Consider the following 17,311-nt stretch of genomic DNA (forward strand, 5'->3'; position numbering starts at 1 on the left):
TTGAGGATGAATAGTAGGTCTTTTTATTATGCCTATTAATAAGAAAAAGGAATATGGAAGACAGAACGCAAAGAGAGTGATTAAGCTTGCTAGGCGTTAGGTAGACCAATGAGTACTTTTTCTCCATTACTTAATCAATACAGCGAAATTCCTTTTTAGAATATCTTTTTATGGATATTTCTATTTAGCTATCGTTGTCATTGGTTAACTGGGGAATGAGTGTGCATTGGTCTATTTTTTTTCATTACTAAAGAATGCATAGGGGGATATCGAGAATGCTCATACCAGGAATGATTGGAGTTGCTTTGATTATTTATTTATTTTACGTCTTAATGAAACCAGAAAAGTTTTAATCATGTACTAATAGGGGGAAGATCCAAATGACTATGGGTTTAATTCAGGTAGTAGTTACCTTACTAATTGCTGGTTTATTAGTAAAGCCGGTTGGTACCTACCTTGTGAAAGTTTTCGATTATGAAACAACAGGGTTGGACCGGTTTTTTAGACCAGGAGAGCGGTTCATCTACCGATTAATTGGAGTTAGAGAAAAAGAGTCGATGGGCTGGAAAAAGTATGTTTTCGCCATGCTACTCACTAATTTTATCATGATGATGTTCATGTATGTCATTTTTAGAATACAAAAGTTTTTACCATTAAATCCAGATATGATCGATAATATGCCTCCTGCATTGGCCTTTAATACGGCAGCTTCGTTTATTACGAATACAAACTGGCAGGCTTATAGCGGAGAAAATTCACTGTCGTACTTATCCCAGATGATTGCTATTACATTCCCGATGTTTACTTCGGCTGCAACAGGATTTGCCGTGGCGATTGCCTTTATTCGTGGTCTAGTAGCACGCCAGAATAACCTTGGAAACTTCTATGTTGACTTGATTCGTTCCATCACGCGTGTATTTTTGCCACTATCTTTTATAGTAGCTTTATTTCTGGTATTTCAAGGAGTACCTCAAACACTCCATGGCGCGGCGGATGCCACAACACTAGAAGACGCTAAACAAATGATTACAAGAGGTCCTGTTGCATCGTTAGAATCGATTAAGCATATTGGAACAAATGGCGGTGGGTATTTTGGTACCAATTCGTCCCATCCATTTGAAAATCCAACTCCACTATCGAACCTAATGGAGATTCTTTGTATGTTGCTACTACCAACAGCATTGGTGTATGCATTTGGAGTGATGATTAAGAACAAACGCCAAGGCTGGTCCATTTTCGCAGCGATGGGAATCATGTTCTTAGTGTTTCTTTCCATTGTTTTTATTGCTGAATATAACGGGACACCGGCATTACATGCACTTGGTGTTCATGGGAATATGGAAGGGAAAGAAGTTCGCTTTGGGATCTCAGGATCAGCCTTATTTACGGCTGTGACGACAGCTGCTACAACGGGATCTGTTAACAATATGCACGATTCATTAACTCCGATTGGCGGTCTTGTTCCTCTTGGGGAAATGATGTTAAATAACGTGTTTGGCGGAAAAGGGGTCGGGTTGTTAAACGGATTACTTTATGTCATCTTAACCGTATTTATTTGCGGCTTGATGGTGGGGCGAACACCTGAATTTTTAGGGAAGAAAATTGAATCAAAAGAGGTCAAATTGGCATCGATTGCTTTGCTGGTTCATCCTGTGTTAATTCTAGTTTCCACAGCGATTGCTTTCGTCACACCTAGTGCTATTTCGTCGATAGCAAATCCGGGGTCACATGGATTAACGGAAGTCTTGTATGCTTTTACATCAGGAGCAGCAAACAATGGTTCGGCTTTCGCTGGACTCGGAGCAAATACCACCTTTTATAATATCGCAATTGGTTTAGTCATGCTGTTAGGTCGATATATTTCGATCATTGCGATGTTAGCGATAGCGGGATCCTTTGCTACTAAGAAAGTGGCAGCTGCAACTTCGGGAACGTTTCGTACCGATACACCACTATTCACTGGGATCTTAGTCGTGATTATTGTGGTAATCGGGGCATTAACGTTTTTCCCTGCACTTGCTTTAGGTCCAATTGCCGAACATCTTGGGATGTTTCACTAGTAGTAAGGGAATTATGAAGGAGGATGACTTATGGCCATTCAAAATAAAGCAGTCTCAAAAGATCTTATCTTTCAAGCCATCACAGATTCATTTAAAAAGTTAAACCCGCTCGTGATGATTAAGAATCCGGTTATGTTTGTTGTCGAAGTCGGAACACTCATAACACTGATTCTTTCGATAAAACCAGATATTTTTGGGGTTAGTACAGGAGGACGAGGGTATAATGTAGCCGTATTTTTTATCCTTTTCTTTACGGTGCTGTTCGCGAATTTTGCCGAAGCTCTTGCGGAGGGGCGAGGTAAGGCACAGGCAGATACATTACGAAAAACGAAATCGGAAACGATGGCGAAGGTTAAACAAAAAGATGGATCGTACAAAGAGCTTCCATCTACTTCATTACGCAAAGGCGATATTGTCCGTGTGGATACAGGTGAAATGATTCCTTCGGATGGAGAAATTATCGAAGGATTGGCTTCGATTGATGAATCAGCGATTACAGGTGAATCAGCCCCAGTCATTAAAGAAGCAGGTGGGGACTTCTCCTCCGTTACAGGAGGAACAAGAGTTGTATCGGATTTTATCATCGTTAAAATTATAACAGATCCAGGTGAATCCTTCCTTGATCGGATGATTTCATTAGTGGAAGGTGCTTCTCGACAAAAAACGCCGAATGAAATGGCGTTAACCACTCTTTTGGCTGTTCTAACACTTATTTTCTTATTTGTCATTATGACATTGGTTCTTATTGCTGACTATTTAAAGGTTCATTTAGATGTGGCCACTCTCATTGCGCTTCTTGTTTGTTTAATTCCAACTACGATTGGGGGATTGCTTTCGGCCATTGGGATAGCTGGGATGAACCGAGTAACGCAATTTAATGTTTTAGCGATGTCGGGTAAAGCAGTAGAAGCCGCTGGTGACATTGATACGATGATACTTGATAAAACAGGAACCATTACTTTTGGAAACAGAATGGCAAGTGCGTTTGTACCAGTAGCCAATGTTTCTGAACAGGAGGTTACATTCGCGGCTTTACAAGCTTCGGTAAAAGATGAAACACCTGAAGGGCGTTCTGTAGTCGAGTTAGCCCGTAAACAAGGCGTCCATTGGGATGAAAAGGAATACGACGGGGCTGGAATTATCGAATTTACAGCAGAAACTAGAATGTCTGGTCTAACTTTAAAAAATGGTATCGAGATAAGAAAGGGTGCTGTAGACGCGATAAAAAAATATGTTGCGGATAAAAGCGGAAGCGTTCCTGTTGACCTTGACGAAAAAGCAACTGTCATCGCAAAGGCAGGAGGAACTCCCTTAGCGGTTGCGATTAATCATAAGATATACGGGCTTATTTATCTAAAAGATACTGTTAAACCTGGACTAAAAGAGCGATTTGCTGAACTAAGAGCTATGGGGATCAAAACGGTTATGTGTACAGGTGATAATCCCTTAACAGCAGCTACCATCGCTAAGGAAGCAGGTGTGGATGAATTTATCGCAGAAGCAAAACCTGAAGATAAGATTGCCGCTATTAAGAAGGAACAAGAAGAAGGTAAGCTTGTTGCGATGACAGGTGACGGTACGAATGATGCTCCTGCTCTTGCACAGGCAGATGTTGGATTAGCGATGAATTCAGGGACAATGGCTGCAAAAGAAGCCGCTAACATGATCGATTTGGACTCAGATCCTACTAAACTATTATCTGTTATTGCAATCGGCAAGCAATTATTGATTACCCGGGGGGCATTAACAACCTTCTCGATTTCTAATGACATTGCCAAATATTTTGCGATTATACCGGCGCTATTTATTACATTCATACCGCCATTACAATCTCTTAATATTATGGGGCTGGCATCACCAAAATCAGCGATTCTTTCCGCTTTGATTTTTAATGCCATTATTATTCCTCTCCTCATCCCGATTGCGATGAAGGGGGCAAAATATAAGGCGATGAGTGCGAATAAACTCCTTTCCCGTAACCTCTTCATTTATGGTTTTGGTGGAGTGGTTGTTCCCTTTATCGGTATTAAAATAATAGATATGATTGTAGCAGCTTTTCATCTAGCTTAAATAATAAAATGTGGAGGAGATTATTGATGAGGTCATTTATTGTTGCACTGCGAACCTCGTTGTTCTTAATGATCCTATGTGGTTTACTCTATCCTTTGGCAACAACAGCAGTTGCTCAGGTACTATTCCACAAACAAGCAGAAGGTAGTCTTGTTATTCAGAACGGGAAAGTTCAGGGTTCAGAGCTTTTGGCTCAAGGGTTTAAAGGGCCGGAGTGGTTTCATCCACGAGCTTCTGCGGCGAAATATGATCCAACCGCTTCTGCTGCAACGAATGCAGCTGTTGCTTCAAATGAATACGTGAAAACCGTTAAAGACAATGTGAATCAATTAAAAAAGGAAAATGGAAATATAGGTAATAAGATTCCCGCAGATTTGGTTACGACTTCCGGTTCCGGTTTTGACCCGGATTTATCTCTAGAAGCAGCAAAGGCTCAGGTGCCAAGAATTGCAAAAGCATTGAGTGTTTCGGAAGATCGATTACAAGCACTAATCAATGAACATACTATAGGACGTTCATTTGGGATTTTTGGTGAACCACGTGTGAATGTTTTAGAACTAAACATGGCATTACAACAATTAAAATAAAGAGGGGAGAGTCTTTCTCTCCTTTTTCAAAAAGGAGGGGCATGCATGAGTGAAGGGGAGTTTCGCCGAAAAACACCAGAAGAAATCTTAAGGTCGATACAAAAAATAGGCAAAGGCCATCTTAAAATTATTTTAGGTGCTGTAAGTGGTACTGGCAAAACCTATCATATGCTGCAGGAGGGGAATATTTTAAAAAAACGAGGGCTAGACGTTGTCATCGGAATCGTCAGTCCATCAAACCGTCCAAAAACAATGGAACAAATTGGTTGTTTAGAAATCATTCCTTCTATTGAATGGATAAACATGGGTGAAGCAAAATTCGATCTTGATGTTGAGGCGATCATTGCCCGTAATCCTGAAGTGGTTTTAGTCGATAACTTATCACATCGAAATCGGCCGGAAGCCCCCAGGTCCACTCGTTTGGATGATATTAGCTATCTATTAAATAGGAACATTAGTGTAATTACAACTGTTAACATCTATGAGCTTGAAGGTGTTCGAGGGATAGCTGATAAATTTACAGATGGAAGGGTAAGGGTCAGTTGTAGTGTCCCAGAAGATACACTGGCATTAGCAGATGAAGTAAAGCTGTTGGATGTAACACCTGAAGTGATACTAAGCAGGCTTCAAGAAGGAGATATCGAGCTTAGTCTGGAGGAAAAGCGTGGGAAAGAAAACCTCTTTCATCGGAACAATCTAGCTGTTCTTCGTGAACTTGCCCTTCGCTTTTTAGCGGGAGAAGTAAATGATGCTCTCGACGAGTATCGAGAAAAGCATGGAATGATTGGCCCCTCTGGAGCATCTGAAAAAATATTAGTAACCGTGCAATACCATTGGAATGGATCGATACTGATTCGACGTGGGCAGCAAATTGCCAAGAGATTAGGAGGCGAATTGCTGGTTGTTTGTTTTGTAAATAAAAATTTATCTAAGAATGAACAAACTTTCAAACGTTCGATTATAAAGCTAGTCGAGAAAGTGGGAGGGGATTTTGAGGAATTACCAATAGAACACGATTCGGTTGCCGACCAAATTGTTAACTATGCCACAGAGCACAATGTAACAAGGATTGTAATGGGGCAATCGAAGCGAACTCGTTGGGAAGAAATGGCTTATGGTTCGATTATCAATAAAATCCTCCGGAAAACGAGAAATATAGATGTATTTATTGTCGCGGACCGAGCCGAAAAAGATGGGGAACGTGTTATTCCAACAAAGCAAAGGAAGAAAGAGATAGCAACAAATCCTTATCGCCGGCTTACGATTCAAGAACTAGAAAACGAAATGGATAACATTCGCCGGGGGACGTTAAAAGTATATATGGGTGCAGCACCTGGAGTAGGCAAAACCTTTACGATGTTACGAGAAGCGAATGAACTAAAGAAAAAGGGCATTGATATTGTGATTGGGTTATTAGAAACACATGGAAGGAAAGAGACGTTTGAACAAATAGGCTCATTGGAAATCATTCCTCGCAAAAAAATATCTTATAAGGGAACTACATTAGAAGAAATAGATACCGAAGTGATTATTAAGCGTAATCCAGAAGTCGTGTTAGTCGATGAATTAGCGCATACAAATGTGCCTGGTAGCAAGTATCATAAACGATTTGAGGATGTGGAAGATATTTTAGCAGCAGGCATTTCGGTGATTTCTACTATGAATGTTCAACATTTAGAAAGTCTAAATGACAGCGTAGAACAAATAACAGGGGTGAGAGTACGGGAAACCGTGCCTGATCACATTCTTCGAAGAGCGGATGAAATTGAATTGATTGATATCTCCCCCAAAGCATTACGCGACAGGATGAAGGAAGGTCGGATTTATGCTGTGGAAAAAGTAAATCAGGCGCTGAATCATTTCTTTAAAACCGGCAATCTCATAGCTCTTCGTGAGCTAGCCCTCAGAGAAGTAGCTGATGATGTAGATGAACGGTTAGAGGCGTGGGAGCGAAAAAGAACATTAAGAGGTCCTTGGAGGCAGCAGGAAGTCATTTTTGTTTGTACCAATTTGAGACCTGACAGCGAAAGGCTTGTTCGCCGCGGATTTCGTATTGCTTATCGTTTGAAAGCTTCATGGTATGTTTCATATGTAAAGGACCATCCACTAACAGCGGAAGAGAAACAAACTTTAACTAAAATTCAACAATTGACTGAACGGCTTGGTGGTATTTTTGAAATGTATGAGACAACTGGTCGTAGAAATGTCTTTAGAAAGTTAGTTAGTCAGATGAATGAAAAAAAAGCCACACAAGTTATTATTGGACAATCAGCTCGTACCCGTTGGGAAGAGATCATAAAGGGTTCGGTTACGCAACGACTGTTATGGGAGGTACGCCATATGGATGTGTTAGTGGTAGCTGACCAAGATCATTTTGGTGCATGGCACCGGAATATTTGATCTGATGAAATTTTAACGCTTATTAGACAAAAAAATTTCTTGTCAGATTAGTAAATTCCCAATATAGCAGTGTTTATGTGGTTATTAATCAAACGATTAAATGGTATAGCGTATTTGAAATATGGTCGATATTTGTCTATTTAGAGAGGGAAACTTGCTAGTTTTAGATTACTATAGAGGAGTTTTGAACTATCTATTAATTCGCCACTATTCGACAAACTTTAGGGCGTCCAGGGATCCTCAAATAAAAATTGTCATTTATTTGTCACGAATTAACGCTTAAAATGGCGAATCCTGCATACTTTAGTCAGTGGTAATAAAGTCCCGATTATTATTAAATAGATACGGAAGGTTAATATTACCTTTTTTTAAAACATTTCCCAATACGCTGACAGTTTTAATCCATTTTACCTTCAAAGGAAGAAATCTGTTGGCAGGGTCCAAAGGTGGTGAGGAGCGTTCATACACATTAATGAAAGCGTAATCATGTTGTCCATTTGGCAGTTCATATCAGAAATAGTAGCAGGCGTGCCTTTTTTCAAATCAATTAGATTTAAAGGAGAGGATGACCATTATTATTCAAAAAAATTACTTTATCGAAAAGAAAACAATCTTGATGATGGGGGAATATAATCGATATGGAAAACTGTGTGCACGGGTCATGGCAGGTAAATCGGCATTTCTAGTGAACAGGACACCTTTACAACTATTAGATGATACGTTGACTTACATAGGCTTTGATTTAAGAGGGGCAATGATGGGTGCGAAATCTGTACTTGGTAAGAAAGTAAAGTGTCCAATTATCGTGAATCCTTATTTGGGTATTTGCCTTTTTCCGAATAAATCACCCCATAAGGTGGATTGTATCTGGTTTAACCCCGAACATATTGTGAAAATCACACCAGTAGGCATCAAGACAAAGGTAGAATTGAGTAATGGTTATTCCATCATGGTCGATTCAAAATTATCTTCCTTTAATGAAAAAATTGATACAGCCAATCGATTAATACGGATTTCGATGAAAAGAGGCAATCATCCTAATCCAATTATCTTCTATCTTGAACCGAGGAAAGAACACCAACTAACCAAGGAGGAAACAGGCAAATACAATTTTGAGGCATTAGAAGAGGAGCAAAAATAATGGATTCAAGCTGGTACGACGTCAGTGTTCAAAAGGAGAATGTCTTTGGATGATTATTCGTCTGTTCACTTTGGAAAGGTATTAAAAAAATTAAGGGAAGCTCGGCATCTTTCACAAGAGCAACTGGCGCACGACTCCAATCTAGATCGGTCCTATATCAGCATACTAGAAAGGGATATTAAGAAGCCAGGCCTAGATACCATCATAGCTCTTGGAAAAGGACTCGGAATGAGAGCTTCTGAAATCATCAAAGAACTAGAAGAGCAACCAGAAAATGAATGGTTATTAAAGGATTGTTTCGGAATCAGGGACAATAATATTAATTCATTTATGGATTCGGGTACATTGACACACCCCGAGATATGATAGATTTTATCAGAAGATTGGTATGAATTTTATGAAAAAAAAGAACCCAAACAGGGCAGTGGAATTTGATGTTTCAAGGTAGAAGCAAGGGGACGGTTATCTTGCTTGTTTTTTGAAAAAGAGGCCGGATTCATAGAGTTTTATTAAAGGTCGCAAAAAGTAAGTTTTACCTGATTATCATTATAATGAAATGATTAAGGGATAGATAAGACAGAATAATTTCTGCTTAATCTATCCCTTTTTGTATTTAACTAATTAGACTTCAAAATCTTTTCTCTTTTAAAAATGAAAGCCTAATATTTTTTGCTTTCTGAAAACATTTCTTTACAAACTTCGAATATTATTCAACTTTATTTTTATGACCACGTTTTGTCGGTAGTTCGTTTTAATAAGAACCTGATTGATTCATAGCTACATGTTGAATGAGTATGACACAAGCGATGATAAACATAATTGTATTAACAGATAGAGCTAAGAGATTAGCAAAATCTGTGACATGCACCAAAACAATGATAAGAGAAGTTATGGCTCCAATAAGTGGTATAAATTTATTTAAGTTAGTCACTTTATCATTTTTTTGAAGACGGTGAAAAAAGAAGTATATAACTAACAATATTGGAGTCGTAACAAATACACCAAAATACCCATAAGCATCTTCAATAAACCATGGGAAATAGCTCATTCGTGACGTAAAAATAAGCAAATTTAGCAACAATGTTCCGATTAATAATACATTTAGTATGGTGTACTTCGTTTTTTTCTTCAATTGAATTCCTCCTAGTAATGTACCTTTTAGTAAAATAACTATAATGTTTCACTTTAGATCATTTAGTGTAATATTACACTAAAAATAACATTTTTATCGAGGCTTGGCAATACATTTCTCATTTTATTCATAAACTAACCTGCAACCGTTATTTGGAGAGGGATTAGATGTTCGTTTTATTATAAAACTTATTTGAGCATCTCAAAATGATTAGCGACCCATTTATTATTGTTACTACAATGTAATCCTCTGCTTGAATGAACAGGGTTTATAAGAGGTCATAAAAATAAAAAAGTACACCACTATATCTTAGTGACGTACCAATAATCATTTATTGTCTGACAATCTATTTTCTTACTTGTCGTATATAGGGGTACTGCAATTTAGTCTTAATTAATTTTAAAGCATGAAACCTGGTTTGTGGCAGCACGCTCTGCTAATTTAGAGCATAGCATCCACTCTGCGACAAATTTCGTGACATAATGGAAAAATTTAAAATGTAAGCCGTGTTTAATGTAAAATCGCTATGCAAAAAGGACTCGATTAGACACAGTCAAGCATGCAGCTTGTTTCACTACTACGTGTTTTATTGTCTTTTAACAACTAAAGTTCCAATCACTAATAACATAAATAACGCTAATAAATAGATACTCAATGCGCCTATCTCAATGGTTTCTACACCTAAAGAAAAAAGCACGATTACAAGTAACATACTTCCAAATAACGATATATATAAGGAAAATGCATAGAAGTTTTTTATATTGATCCAGGTTCTTTCATCTACATCAGGTACATTATGGCTTTTTCGACTTTCACGAAATTTTGCGGTTCCAATAACAATTCCTACACCTAAAACAGAACCAGTGATACCTGCTGTAACTGTTCCAACAGGTAAATCAGGAACCAATAATTTACCTAGATACCAACCAATACTCATTGAACAAACAACCGTAATAGCCACAATAAGGGGCCACTTCTTTTTCATTCTAATCCTCCTCCAACGTAAATATTTCATCAATTGTTACATTAAAATACTTCATCAGTTTTAGTGCCAGTTCTAAGCTAGGATTATATTTGTGATTCTCTACCGCGTTAATCGTTTGTCTCGTAATCTGAAGATCTTCTGCCATTTGAATTTGACTAATTCCTTTTGCCAAACGGATCTCTTTAATTCTATTTCTTACTTTCAAAAGCACTTCACTTCCTTTATTGATAACGATGTAAAGATATCTTTACGTTAAGTATAAAATAAATACATGGCGATGTAAAGATATCTTTACATCGCCATGTATTTATATTTGGTTCTAAAAAACAGCAAAAGGTTGAAATAACCTAAATTCTGTATCACGGCCCGAGTTATTTTTTTCGAAGCATTGTTCCACGATAATATGAAAAGGTAACTTAATAGAATTTATCAAACTTAACCTTGGGGTATTCCCTTGGTTTTTTTGCTTTTTGTGAGTAACATTACTGGCCGTTAGTGAGACTATTCAGGGAATCTCGGATTAGTATCAGCACGTTAAGAAAAGTATTGCTATCTTACAAAGGGAAAGTGACCCGATCCGGACATGATGCCTAGCTTTTCTACCTTTTGGAAGAGGGGGACGGGTAAAATGGGAAAAATGACGGGTAAATCGGCAAAACGGACGGGTAAAATAGAAAAATTAACGGGTAAATATCCACTTTAGACGGGTAAATCGTTCAAAGTGACGGATAAGAGAGGATTCCCCTAAAAAGGTAACTTAATAAGGCTGCTAAAAAGTAAATCTGAATGAAAAATAAGCAACTTTCTTACATAAAATAAGAACTCCGTTAGTGAGAATAGTGTTTGTTTTGTCTTTTATTCCAAAATCTCTAACGTTTGATGATTTCGCAGCCAATTTTTTTCATTTTCCCCCATTTTGATTTGCAAGACGATAACACAATATTGATTTTGTTTTTGCCTCAATTACGATCCTCACTTAATGGAAAAATTCCATTTCTACAACCTATGAATCTTAAATAATACTAAAATTGTCGGAGTTATATTCTCTGGATAATGGGAAATTCCTCCTAAAGAAAAATATCAATCGATAAATTATCCTAATTTTCTTTATATTTCTTTAATTTTCCTTAACTTCCAATTTACAAAAGCGGAGTAAGATTGGTTTTGTAAACAAACCCAATCAAAAAGGAGATGTTAAAATGAAACACAAAAAGTTACTGGTAACATCGCTCGTTGCCTTGCTCCTTGGTTCCACGTCAACCTATGCGGCCTACACGAAATTGGTCGGTCCTAAAGAAGATGGAACAGCTGTTACCCCTCACGGGTGGACGGTTACTCCTCCGGGTTCACAAGTGACCCTTGGTGATTTTCCAATGGGTGGTGCATTAAGTCCTGATCATCGCTATCTCATCGTTTCCAATGATGGTCAAGGTGAGCAATCCCTTCAAGTGGTGGATGTGAACACCCAGCAAGTCGTTCAGACCATTCCTTACAAATCTCCTGAAGCCCTTTATTTAGGGGTCGCCTTTAGTCCGGACGGAAAAACCGTCTATGCATCCGCAGGCGGTAATAATAAAATCCGCGTCTATGGATTTGAAAACGGAACATTAACGGAACGTTCTCCGATTATGCTTACAGATAAAAACAAAACAAACTTCTATCCGGCAGGATTATCTGTTTCAAAGGATGGGAAGTTTCTATTAGTTGCTAATAATTTACATCATTCGGTTTCAAAAGTGGATCTTACGACCAATCAAATTGTAAAAACCACTTCTGTTGGCAAAAATCCTTACACAGCCGAATTAAGCCATGATGGGAAATCCCTTTATGTCAGCAACTGGGGTGAAAGCAGCATCAGTGTCGTGGATCCAGAAACGTTAACCATTAAAAGCACCATTCCCGTCGGACTGCATCCGAATGCGATTATTGAAAACACGGCGGACGGCAAACTCTATGTAGCGAATTCCGACAGCGATTCCATTTCCGTTATTGACCCTAACCAACAAAGAGAAATCAAAACGATTTCACTAAGCCCGTATAAAAATGCTCCCGCAGGAAGCCAGCCAAATGCGCTTGCCTTAAGTAAGGATGGAAAAACTCTTTACGTTTCGAACGGAGGAAATAACGATATAGCCGTTGTTGACCTAAAAGCAGGAGAAGTGACAGGGCTTATTCCTACTGGTTGGTATCCGAGCGGTATTTACTTAAATGATGATAAACTCATGGTACTGAATGCGAAGGGCCTTGGAGCCGGGTCGAACCGAGAAGGACAGTATATCGGGAGCATGATCCAAGGGACGATGTCGTTTATCGATACTCCGAATGAAAAGCAGTTAAAAAAATATACGAAGCAAGTAGAAAAGAATAATGAGATTTATAAGCTAACTGGATTCAGTGCCAGTGGAAAATTCCCAATCCCGCGCTTCGAAGGTCAAGAATCACCGATTAAACATGTTATTTATGTGATTAAGGAAAACCGTACGTATGACCAAGTATTTGGCGATATGGAAAAAGGAAATGGCGATCCTAGCTTAACCATCTTTGGCAAAGAGATTACACCAAATATCCATCAGCTTGCTGATCAATTCGCGTTATTGGACAACTTTTATGCGAATGCTGAAATCAGCGCCCAAGGCCATAACTGGTCTACTGCTGCCCAGTCCAATGATTATGTTGAGAAAAACTGGCTGGCCAACTATTCTGGTCGTAACCGCGGTTATGACTTTGAAGGGGATAACGATGCGGCCTATCCAAAAGCAGGATTCCTCTGGACAAATGCAGCTCGCTCAGGTGTATCATTCAGAAACTATGGAGAATTCGTCAATTATGACAAAAAAACAGGAAAATATGTTGCGAATGAACCTAGCATCGGCAATAATTTTGACCCGGATTTTCCTTCCTATAATCTTAAAATTTCCGATCTTACCCGATATGAGGCGTGGGCAGAAGAATTTCAGCAATATGTGAAAAACGGGAATCTGCCTCAGCTACAAATTGTTCGTCTGCCTAACGATCATACACTTGGAACGAAGGTGGGAGAACTAACGCCGCAAGCTATGGTAGCACAAAACGATTATGCACTTGGAAAGCTTGTCGATATGGTCAGCCATTCCCCTTATTGGAAAGAAACAGCTATTTTTGTTACAGAGGATGATGCTCAGAATGGGTGGGATTCGGTGGATGCACACCGCACAACGTCACTTGTTATCAGCCCTTACACGCAAATAGGGAAAGTGGACAGTACCCTTTATGACACAACTTCCATGCTGCGGACGATGGAAATGATCTTGGGTATGAAACCGATGACTCAATTCGATGCCTCGGCTGTTCCAATGGTCAATTCGTTCACACATAAACCAGACTTTACGTCCTTTAATGTGATCGAACCAACCTATCCGCTTGATCAGAAAAATGGAGTTAACGCACCGATGGCTAAAGAATCTGCAGAACTAGACTTTACAGGAGTTGATCATGCTAACCCTGAAAAGTTAAACAAGATTCTTTGGAAAGCTACAAAAGGGGATAAACCATATCCTGGAGAGAAAAAGTCTAAGTAAATCATGATGAATAGGGTGGCGCAAAGGGAAAATAGTGGCCCCACAAACATCTATCCTTGTAAATACATGATGATGCGAGTGTGGACTCAATCCTTTGGGTCACCCTTTTTTTAAAAAGATACCTGTAAAAATTTTTATCTTTGAGAATTGTCCAGCCCCAAGGAATTCTCTATGCATTTACTACTTGTAGAAGGTGGTTTATTTTGCCATGATTCGATTTATTGAAGCAACAATGAAACGATCGGTTCTAATCTTAACATGCGTCGCCTTAATCATAACATGGGGGGCCATGTCTGCTTTTCAGATGCAGCGGGACTATCTGCCGCCTATTAACAACACGGCTCTTATGATCACAATTCAGGCCGACCAGTATCAAGCAGATCAAGTCAAACAAACGATTGCAACAAAAGTCGAGGAAGCTGTCCACTCTGTTGATAAACTTAGCTACATAGAAACCAACTCGTTTGATGGGGGTTTCATGGCAAGTCTCTATTTCCCTGCTCATACGAATATGGAAAAGGCGGAAAAGGAAGTTCAGGCGGCCGTTGAAAAAATCAAATTGCCTGACCTTGTGAACACACCTTTGATTTCTCGGGTCAGCACGAATTCGTTTCCCGTCCTGCGATTAAGTTTAACAAGCGAAAAAATGGATGAAAATCAGTTGCGTACAACGATTCAAGAAAAAGTGGCAAGTGAAATCAAACAGGTTCCTGGAGTCATGGATGTACGTGTAACAGGTGCAGGAAAAGCCGGGTACTTGGTGACACTGAAAGCCGATGCCGTCAAAAAATATCGTTTAACAGTAGAAGATATCCAAAATGCACTTTCGTCGATTCATCCGATATGGCCGCAAGGGACGATTAAAGAAAAAGGTGGACCTGAAGGACAAATATCGATGCCGATCCGCGTTACAGGCTGGGATATTAATAGCACTGACCTAAAAAACATAAAAATTCCTACTCCAGACGGTAAAACAGTCGTTTTACAAGACATTGCCACTATAAACAGCAGCGTAGTTGACTTACATACTATTTCAAGAACATCAGGAAAACCAAGTGTTCTTCTTGATGTATTAAAAACACCTTCAGCAAACATAACGGATGTTACAGAACGCATCAACGAACGAATCCAAGCCATACCTGAAATCAAGTCGGAAGCCGTTCATCTCTCCATCTTATTGGACAAAGGAAAAGAAATAAACGCTGCTTTAAAAGGGTTAATAAAAGAAGGGTTATTGGGAATTGTGTTCTCTGTCATCTGTGTATTTGTATTTTTTAGGAATATCCGTTCAACCTTGATCATTGCCTTGACATTGCCGATCTGCCTCCTTGCCGCAACAGCAATACTGAAAGCGATGGATGTCAGTTTGAATATCTTAACCATTTCCGGATTAATCGTTGCGATGGGGAGAGTGGTCGATGATTCTATTGTTGTAATCGATAATATGTACAGAAGACAAATGGAAAAATCGAACGATCATGTAACAGCGCAGCAATTGGCAAACGGCGTCATGGAAATGATTCCCGCAATTGTTTCCTCCACTGCGACTACGGTCGCCGTATTCCTGCCTATTTCGATCATTGGCGGGATGATTAGTTCTGCTTTCTCCGGATTTGCCTGGTCCGTTGTCATTGCCCTAGTAACCTCATTGGCAGTTTCGATTATTGTCGTACCTGTGTTAGCGTATTTATGTTGGAAAAAGCAGCCGATTACGAAGTCCGTTGACATTGAGAAAAAAGCACAAAACATACTTCAGCGGGTATTTTTAAAGAAAAAAGTGATTGTGGTCATTACTTTAGCTGTATTTATTATCACAGTTGCGTTAGCTGCTATTTTACCAGTAAACTTTTTTCCAAGAGAAAATGCCAATGGTGTTACTATACAGGTGGAGCTTCCTGAGGAAGCCCTGCTTGCTGATATTGATGCTGAGGTAAAAAATATTGAAACCATCTTAAAAAACAGACCTGAGGTTGAAATCTTCACTTCTACGCTTGGTTCCAGCTTTACGCCGATGTTTGACGATGTTTTTGATGAAGGCGGCGGCTGGATTCAAAAGCAAAATATTGCTACTATTTCAGTTGGCATCAAGAAACAAACAGACACTGACTTATTCGTGAAAAAATTGCAGAGCCATCTTGGAGCTTTATCAACCTCAGCAGTCTTTACCGTTGCGAATCAAAATATTGCTGGTGATGATTCGCGGTTAAAGGTTATTTTAACGGGGGAAGACCAACGTGAACTTGATTCAGCAGCGATCCTAGTAAGAAGTAAACTGCAGATGGTGCCTGGCTTAAGTGTAGAAGGAACGGCAAATGATGCCGATGGGTCGATGAAACATTTTCTTGTACTTAATCAGCAAAAAATTCAGCGTTTAGGTCTTCAGGTTGATGAGGTTTTCGAGCGAATTCATGGTTATTTGCCTCAAGACATAAGAATGGAGGTTGCCAATGGAGATGTAACTATTCCCATTGAGCTGCAAATGGACACTACTCAAGGTCACCTTGTACCGGCTGGTGACCCTAATCCCGAAAAAACTATTCTCTCAAAAATTGGACACGAAATGTTTACCGCCAGGGATGGCTCACAGGTGTCGTTGGCGGAAATTACCACACTGGAAACGAGCAGCCAAACTGTTATCAGTGAACGTGATGGCCGTCCATTTGCTGCCGTGACCGGTAATATTGTCACAAGGGACATTGGCAAGGTAACGAGACAAGTAAACGAAACTATGAAAGGGTTGAACCTCCCTTCAGGAGTAGACTATTCGCTAGGAGGGATCTCTCAGCAAGTAAAGCAAATGGTGTTGGAGATGAGCCTCGCGCTCATTCTGTCACTTGCACTCGTTCTTATGATTGTAAGTGCGGTATTTCGCGGCTGGCATGCACCGGCTGCAGTATTAATCTGTATTCCGATGGCATTGATTGGTTCTGTTTGGAGCATGACGATTTTCGGAATGGAATGGAATCTTGCTGCCTTGATCGGAATGTTGATGCTTGCTGGCATTGCGGTAACCAACGGAATTGTCCTTGTCGATAAAATTGAACGGAATCTTGCTACAGGGATGGAAGTGAGACAGGCTATCCTTTTGGGAACTGCTACAAGGGCGAGGCCGGTGTTCATGACAGCGGGGACGACGATCCTGACCTTGCTTCCTTTAGCTGCCTCAAGTAACGGAAACACACTTGTATCGCAAACCCTCGGGGTTGTCGTTGTAGGCGGCATGATCAGTTCTACCCTTATCTGCCTCTTAATCATACCAATTATGTATGAATGGTTGAGTGTAAAGAGGAGTAAAACAAAAAAGCTTCAGCAGCACCAGGTATCAGTGTAATCGTTGATATCACTGCTAGTCACGCCCTGGATTTGTCAGAAAATTGTA

Annotated in this window: 12 protein-coding genes; 9 read left to right on the forward strand and 3 right to left on the reverse strand. The window is 39.6% G+C overall.

Annotation, left to right across the window (positions count from 1 at the left end):
- Window positions 1–290 precede the first annotated feature (290 nt).
- The 7 genes from kdpF (at window position 291) to M5A78_RS18865 (ending at window position 8,624) form a co-directional block, all read left to right on the forward strand.
- Entirely contained in the window at window positions 291–353 is a 63-nt protein-coding gene (gene kdpF, locus M5A78_RS25010) for a K(+)-transporting ATPase subunit F (RefSeq protein ID WP_396954592.1), read from the forward strand.
- 33 nt (window positions 354–386) lie between these two features.
- Window positions 387–2,060: a potassium-transporting ATPase subunit KdpA gene (gene kdpA, locus M5A78_RS18840; RefSeq protein ID WP_248736855.1), complete on the forward strand. Its 1,674-nt coding sequence runs from the start codon at window positions 387–389 to the stop codon at window positions 2,058–2,060.
- Window positions 2,061–2,090: 30 nt separating this feature from the next.
- Complete coding sequence (gene kdpB / locus M5A78_RS18845) at window positions 2,091–4,130, forward strand: potassium-transporting ATPase subunit KdpB (protein ID WP_248736829.1); 2,040 nt, start codon at window positions 2,091–2,093, stop codon at window positions 4,128–4,130.
- A gap of 26 nt (window positions 4,131–4,156) precedes the next feature.
- Window positions 4,157–4,717, forward strand: coding sequence for a potassium-transporting ATPase subunit KdpC (gene kdpC, locus M5A78_RS18850; RefSeq protein ID WP_248736830.1), 561 nt, complete (start codon window positions 4,157–4,159; stop codon window positions 4,715–4,717).
- A gap of 45 nt (window positions 4,718–4,762) precedes the next feature.
- Window positions 4,763–7,117 carry a universal stress protein gene (locus M5A78_RS18855; RefSeq protein WP_248736831.1) on the forward strand — a complete coding sequence of 785 codons (2,355 nt, stop codon included), beginning with the start codon at window positions 4,763–4,765 and terminating at the stop codon, window positions 7,115–7,117.
- A gap of 565 nt (window positions 7,118–7,682) precedes the next feature.
- Complete coding sequence (locus M5A78_RS18860; RefSeq protein ID WP_248736832.1) at window positions 7,683–8,258, forward strand: competence protein ComK; 576 nt, start codon at window positions 7,683–7,685, stop codon at window positions 8,256–8,258.
- Window positions 8,259–8,303: 45 nt separating this feature from the next.
- Window positions 8,304–8,624, forward strand: coding sequence for a helix-turn-helix domain-containing protein (locus tag M5A78_RS18865; RefSeq protein ID WP_248736833.1), 321 nt, complete (start codon window positions 8,304–8,306; stop codon window positions 8,622–8,624).
- Between the two features lie 385 nt (window positions 8,625–9,009).
- Here M5A78_RS18865 and M5A78_RS18870 read toward each other — a convergent pair whose 3' ends face one another.
- From M5A78_RS18870 to M5A78_RS18880, 3 genes are all read right to left on the reverse strand, one after another.
- On the reverse strand, window positions 9,010–9,390 hold the full coding sequence (locus M5A78_RS18870) for a hypothetical protein (protein ID WP_248736834.1): 381 nt from the start codon (window positions 9,388–9,390) through the stop codon (window positions 9,010–9,012).
- A gap of 586 nt (window positions 9,391–9,976) precedes the next feature.
- Complete coding sequence (locus M5A78_RS18875) at window positions 9,977–10,375, reverse strand: hypothetical protein (protein WP_248736835.1); 399 nt, start codon at window positions 10,373–10,375, stop codon at window positions 9,977–9,979.
- Between the two features lies 1 nt (window position 10,376).
- Complete coding sequence (locus M5A78_RS18880) at window positions 10,377–10,580, reverse strand: helix-turn-helix transcriptional regulator (protein ID WP_248736836.1); 204 nt, start codon at window positions 10,578–10,580, stop codon at window positions 10,377–10,379.
- Between the two features lie 994 nt (window positions 10,581–11,574).
- Between M5A78_RS18880 and M5A78_RS18885 the strand changes: the two genes are divergently transcribed.
- The gene (locus M5A78_RS18885) at window positions 11,575–13,932 is read left to right on the forward strand and encodes a bifunctional YncE family protein/alkaline phosphatase family protein (RefSeq protein WP_248736837.1); all 2,358 of its coding nucleotides are present in this window, start codon (window positions 11,575–11,577) and stop codon (window positions 13,930–13,932) included.
- Between the two features lie 208 nt (window positions 13,933–14,140).
- Window positions 14,141–17,263, forward strand: coding sequence for an efflux RND transporter permease subunit (locus tag M5A78_RS18890; protein ID WP_248736838.1), 3,123 nt, complete (start codon window positions 14,141–14,143; stop codon window positions 17,261–17,263).
- Window positions 17,264–17,311: the final 48 nt, after the last annotated feature.

Source organism: Neobacillus rhizosphaerae (assembly GCF_937468385.1).
GTDB classification, from domain to species: Bacteria; Bacillota; Bacilli; order Bacillales; family Cytobacillaceae; genus Neobacillus; species Neobacillus rhizosphaerae.

Bases quoted from the DNA above. Each gene is read 5' to 3' on its own strand.
- M5A78_RS18875 (WP_248736835.1), bottom strand. From the start codon at position 10,375: ATGAAAAAGAAGTGGCCCCTTATTGTGGCTATTACGGTTGTTTGTTCA.
- M5A78_RS18855 (WP_248736831.1), top strand. From the start codon at position 4,763: ATGAGTGAAGGGGAGTTTCGCCGAAAAACACCAGAAGAAATCTTAAGG.
- M5A78_RS18860 (WP_248736832.1), top strand. From the start codon at position 7,683: ATGACCATTATTATTCAAAAAAATTACTTTATCGAAAAGAAAACAATC.
- M5A78_RS18890 (WP_248736838.1), top strand. From the start codon at position 14,141: ATGATTCGATTTATTGAAGCAACAATGAAACGATCGGTTCTAATCTTA.
- M5A78_RS18885 (WP_248736837.1), top strand. From the start codon at position 11,575: ATGAAACACAAAAAGTTACTGGTAACATCGCTCGTTGCCTTGCTCCTT.
- kdpA (WP_248736855.1), top strand. From the start codon at position 387: ATGGGTTTAATTCAGGTAGTAGTTACCTTACTAATTGCTGGTTTATTA.
- kdpB (WP_248736829.1), top strand. From the start codon at position 2,091: ATGGCCATTCAAAATAAAGCAGTCTCAAAAGATCTTATCTTTCAAGCC.
- kdpC (WP_248736830.1), top strand. From the start codon at position 4,157: ATGAGGTCATTTATTGTTGCACTGCGAACCTCGTTGTTCTTAATGATC.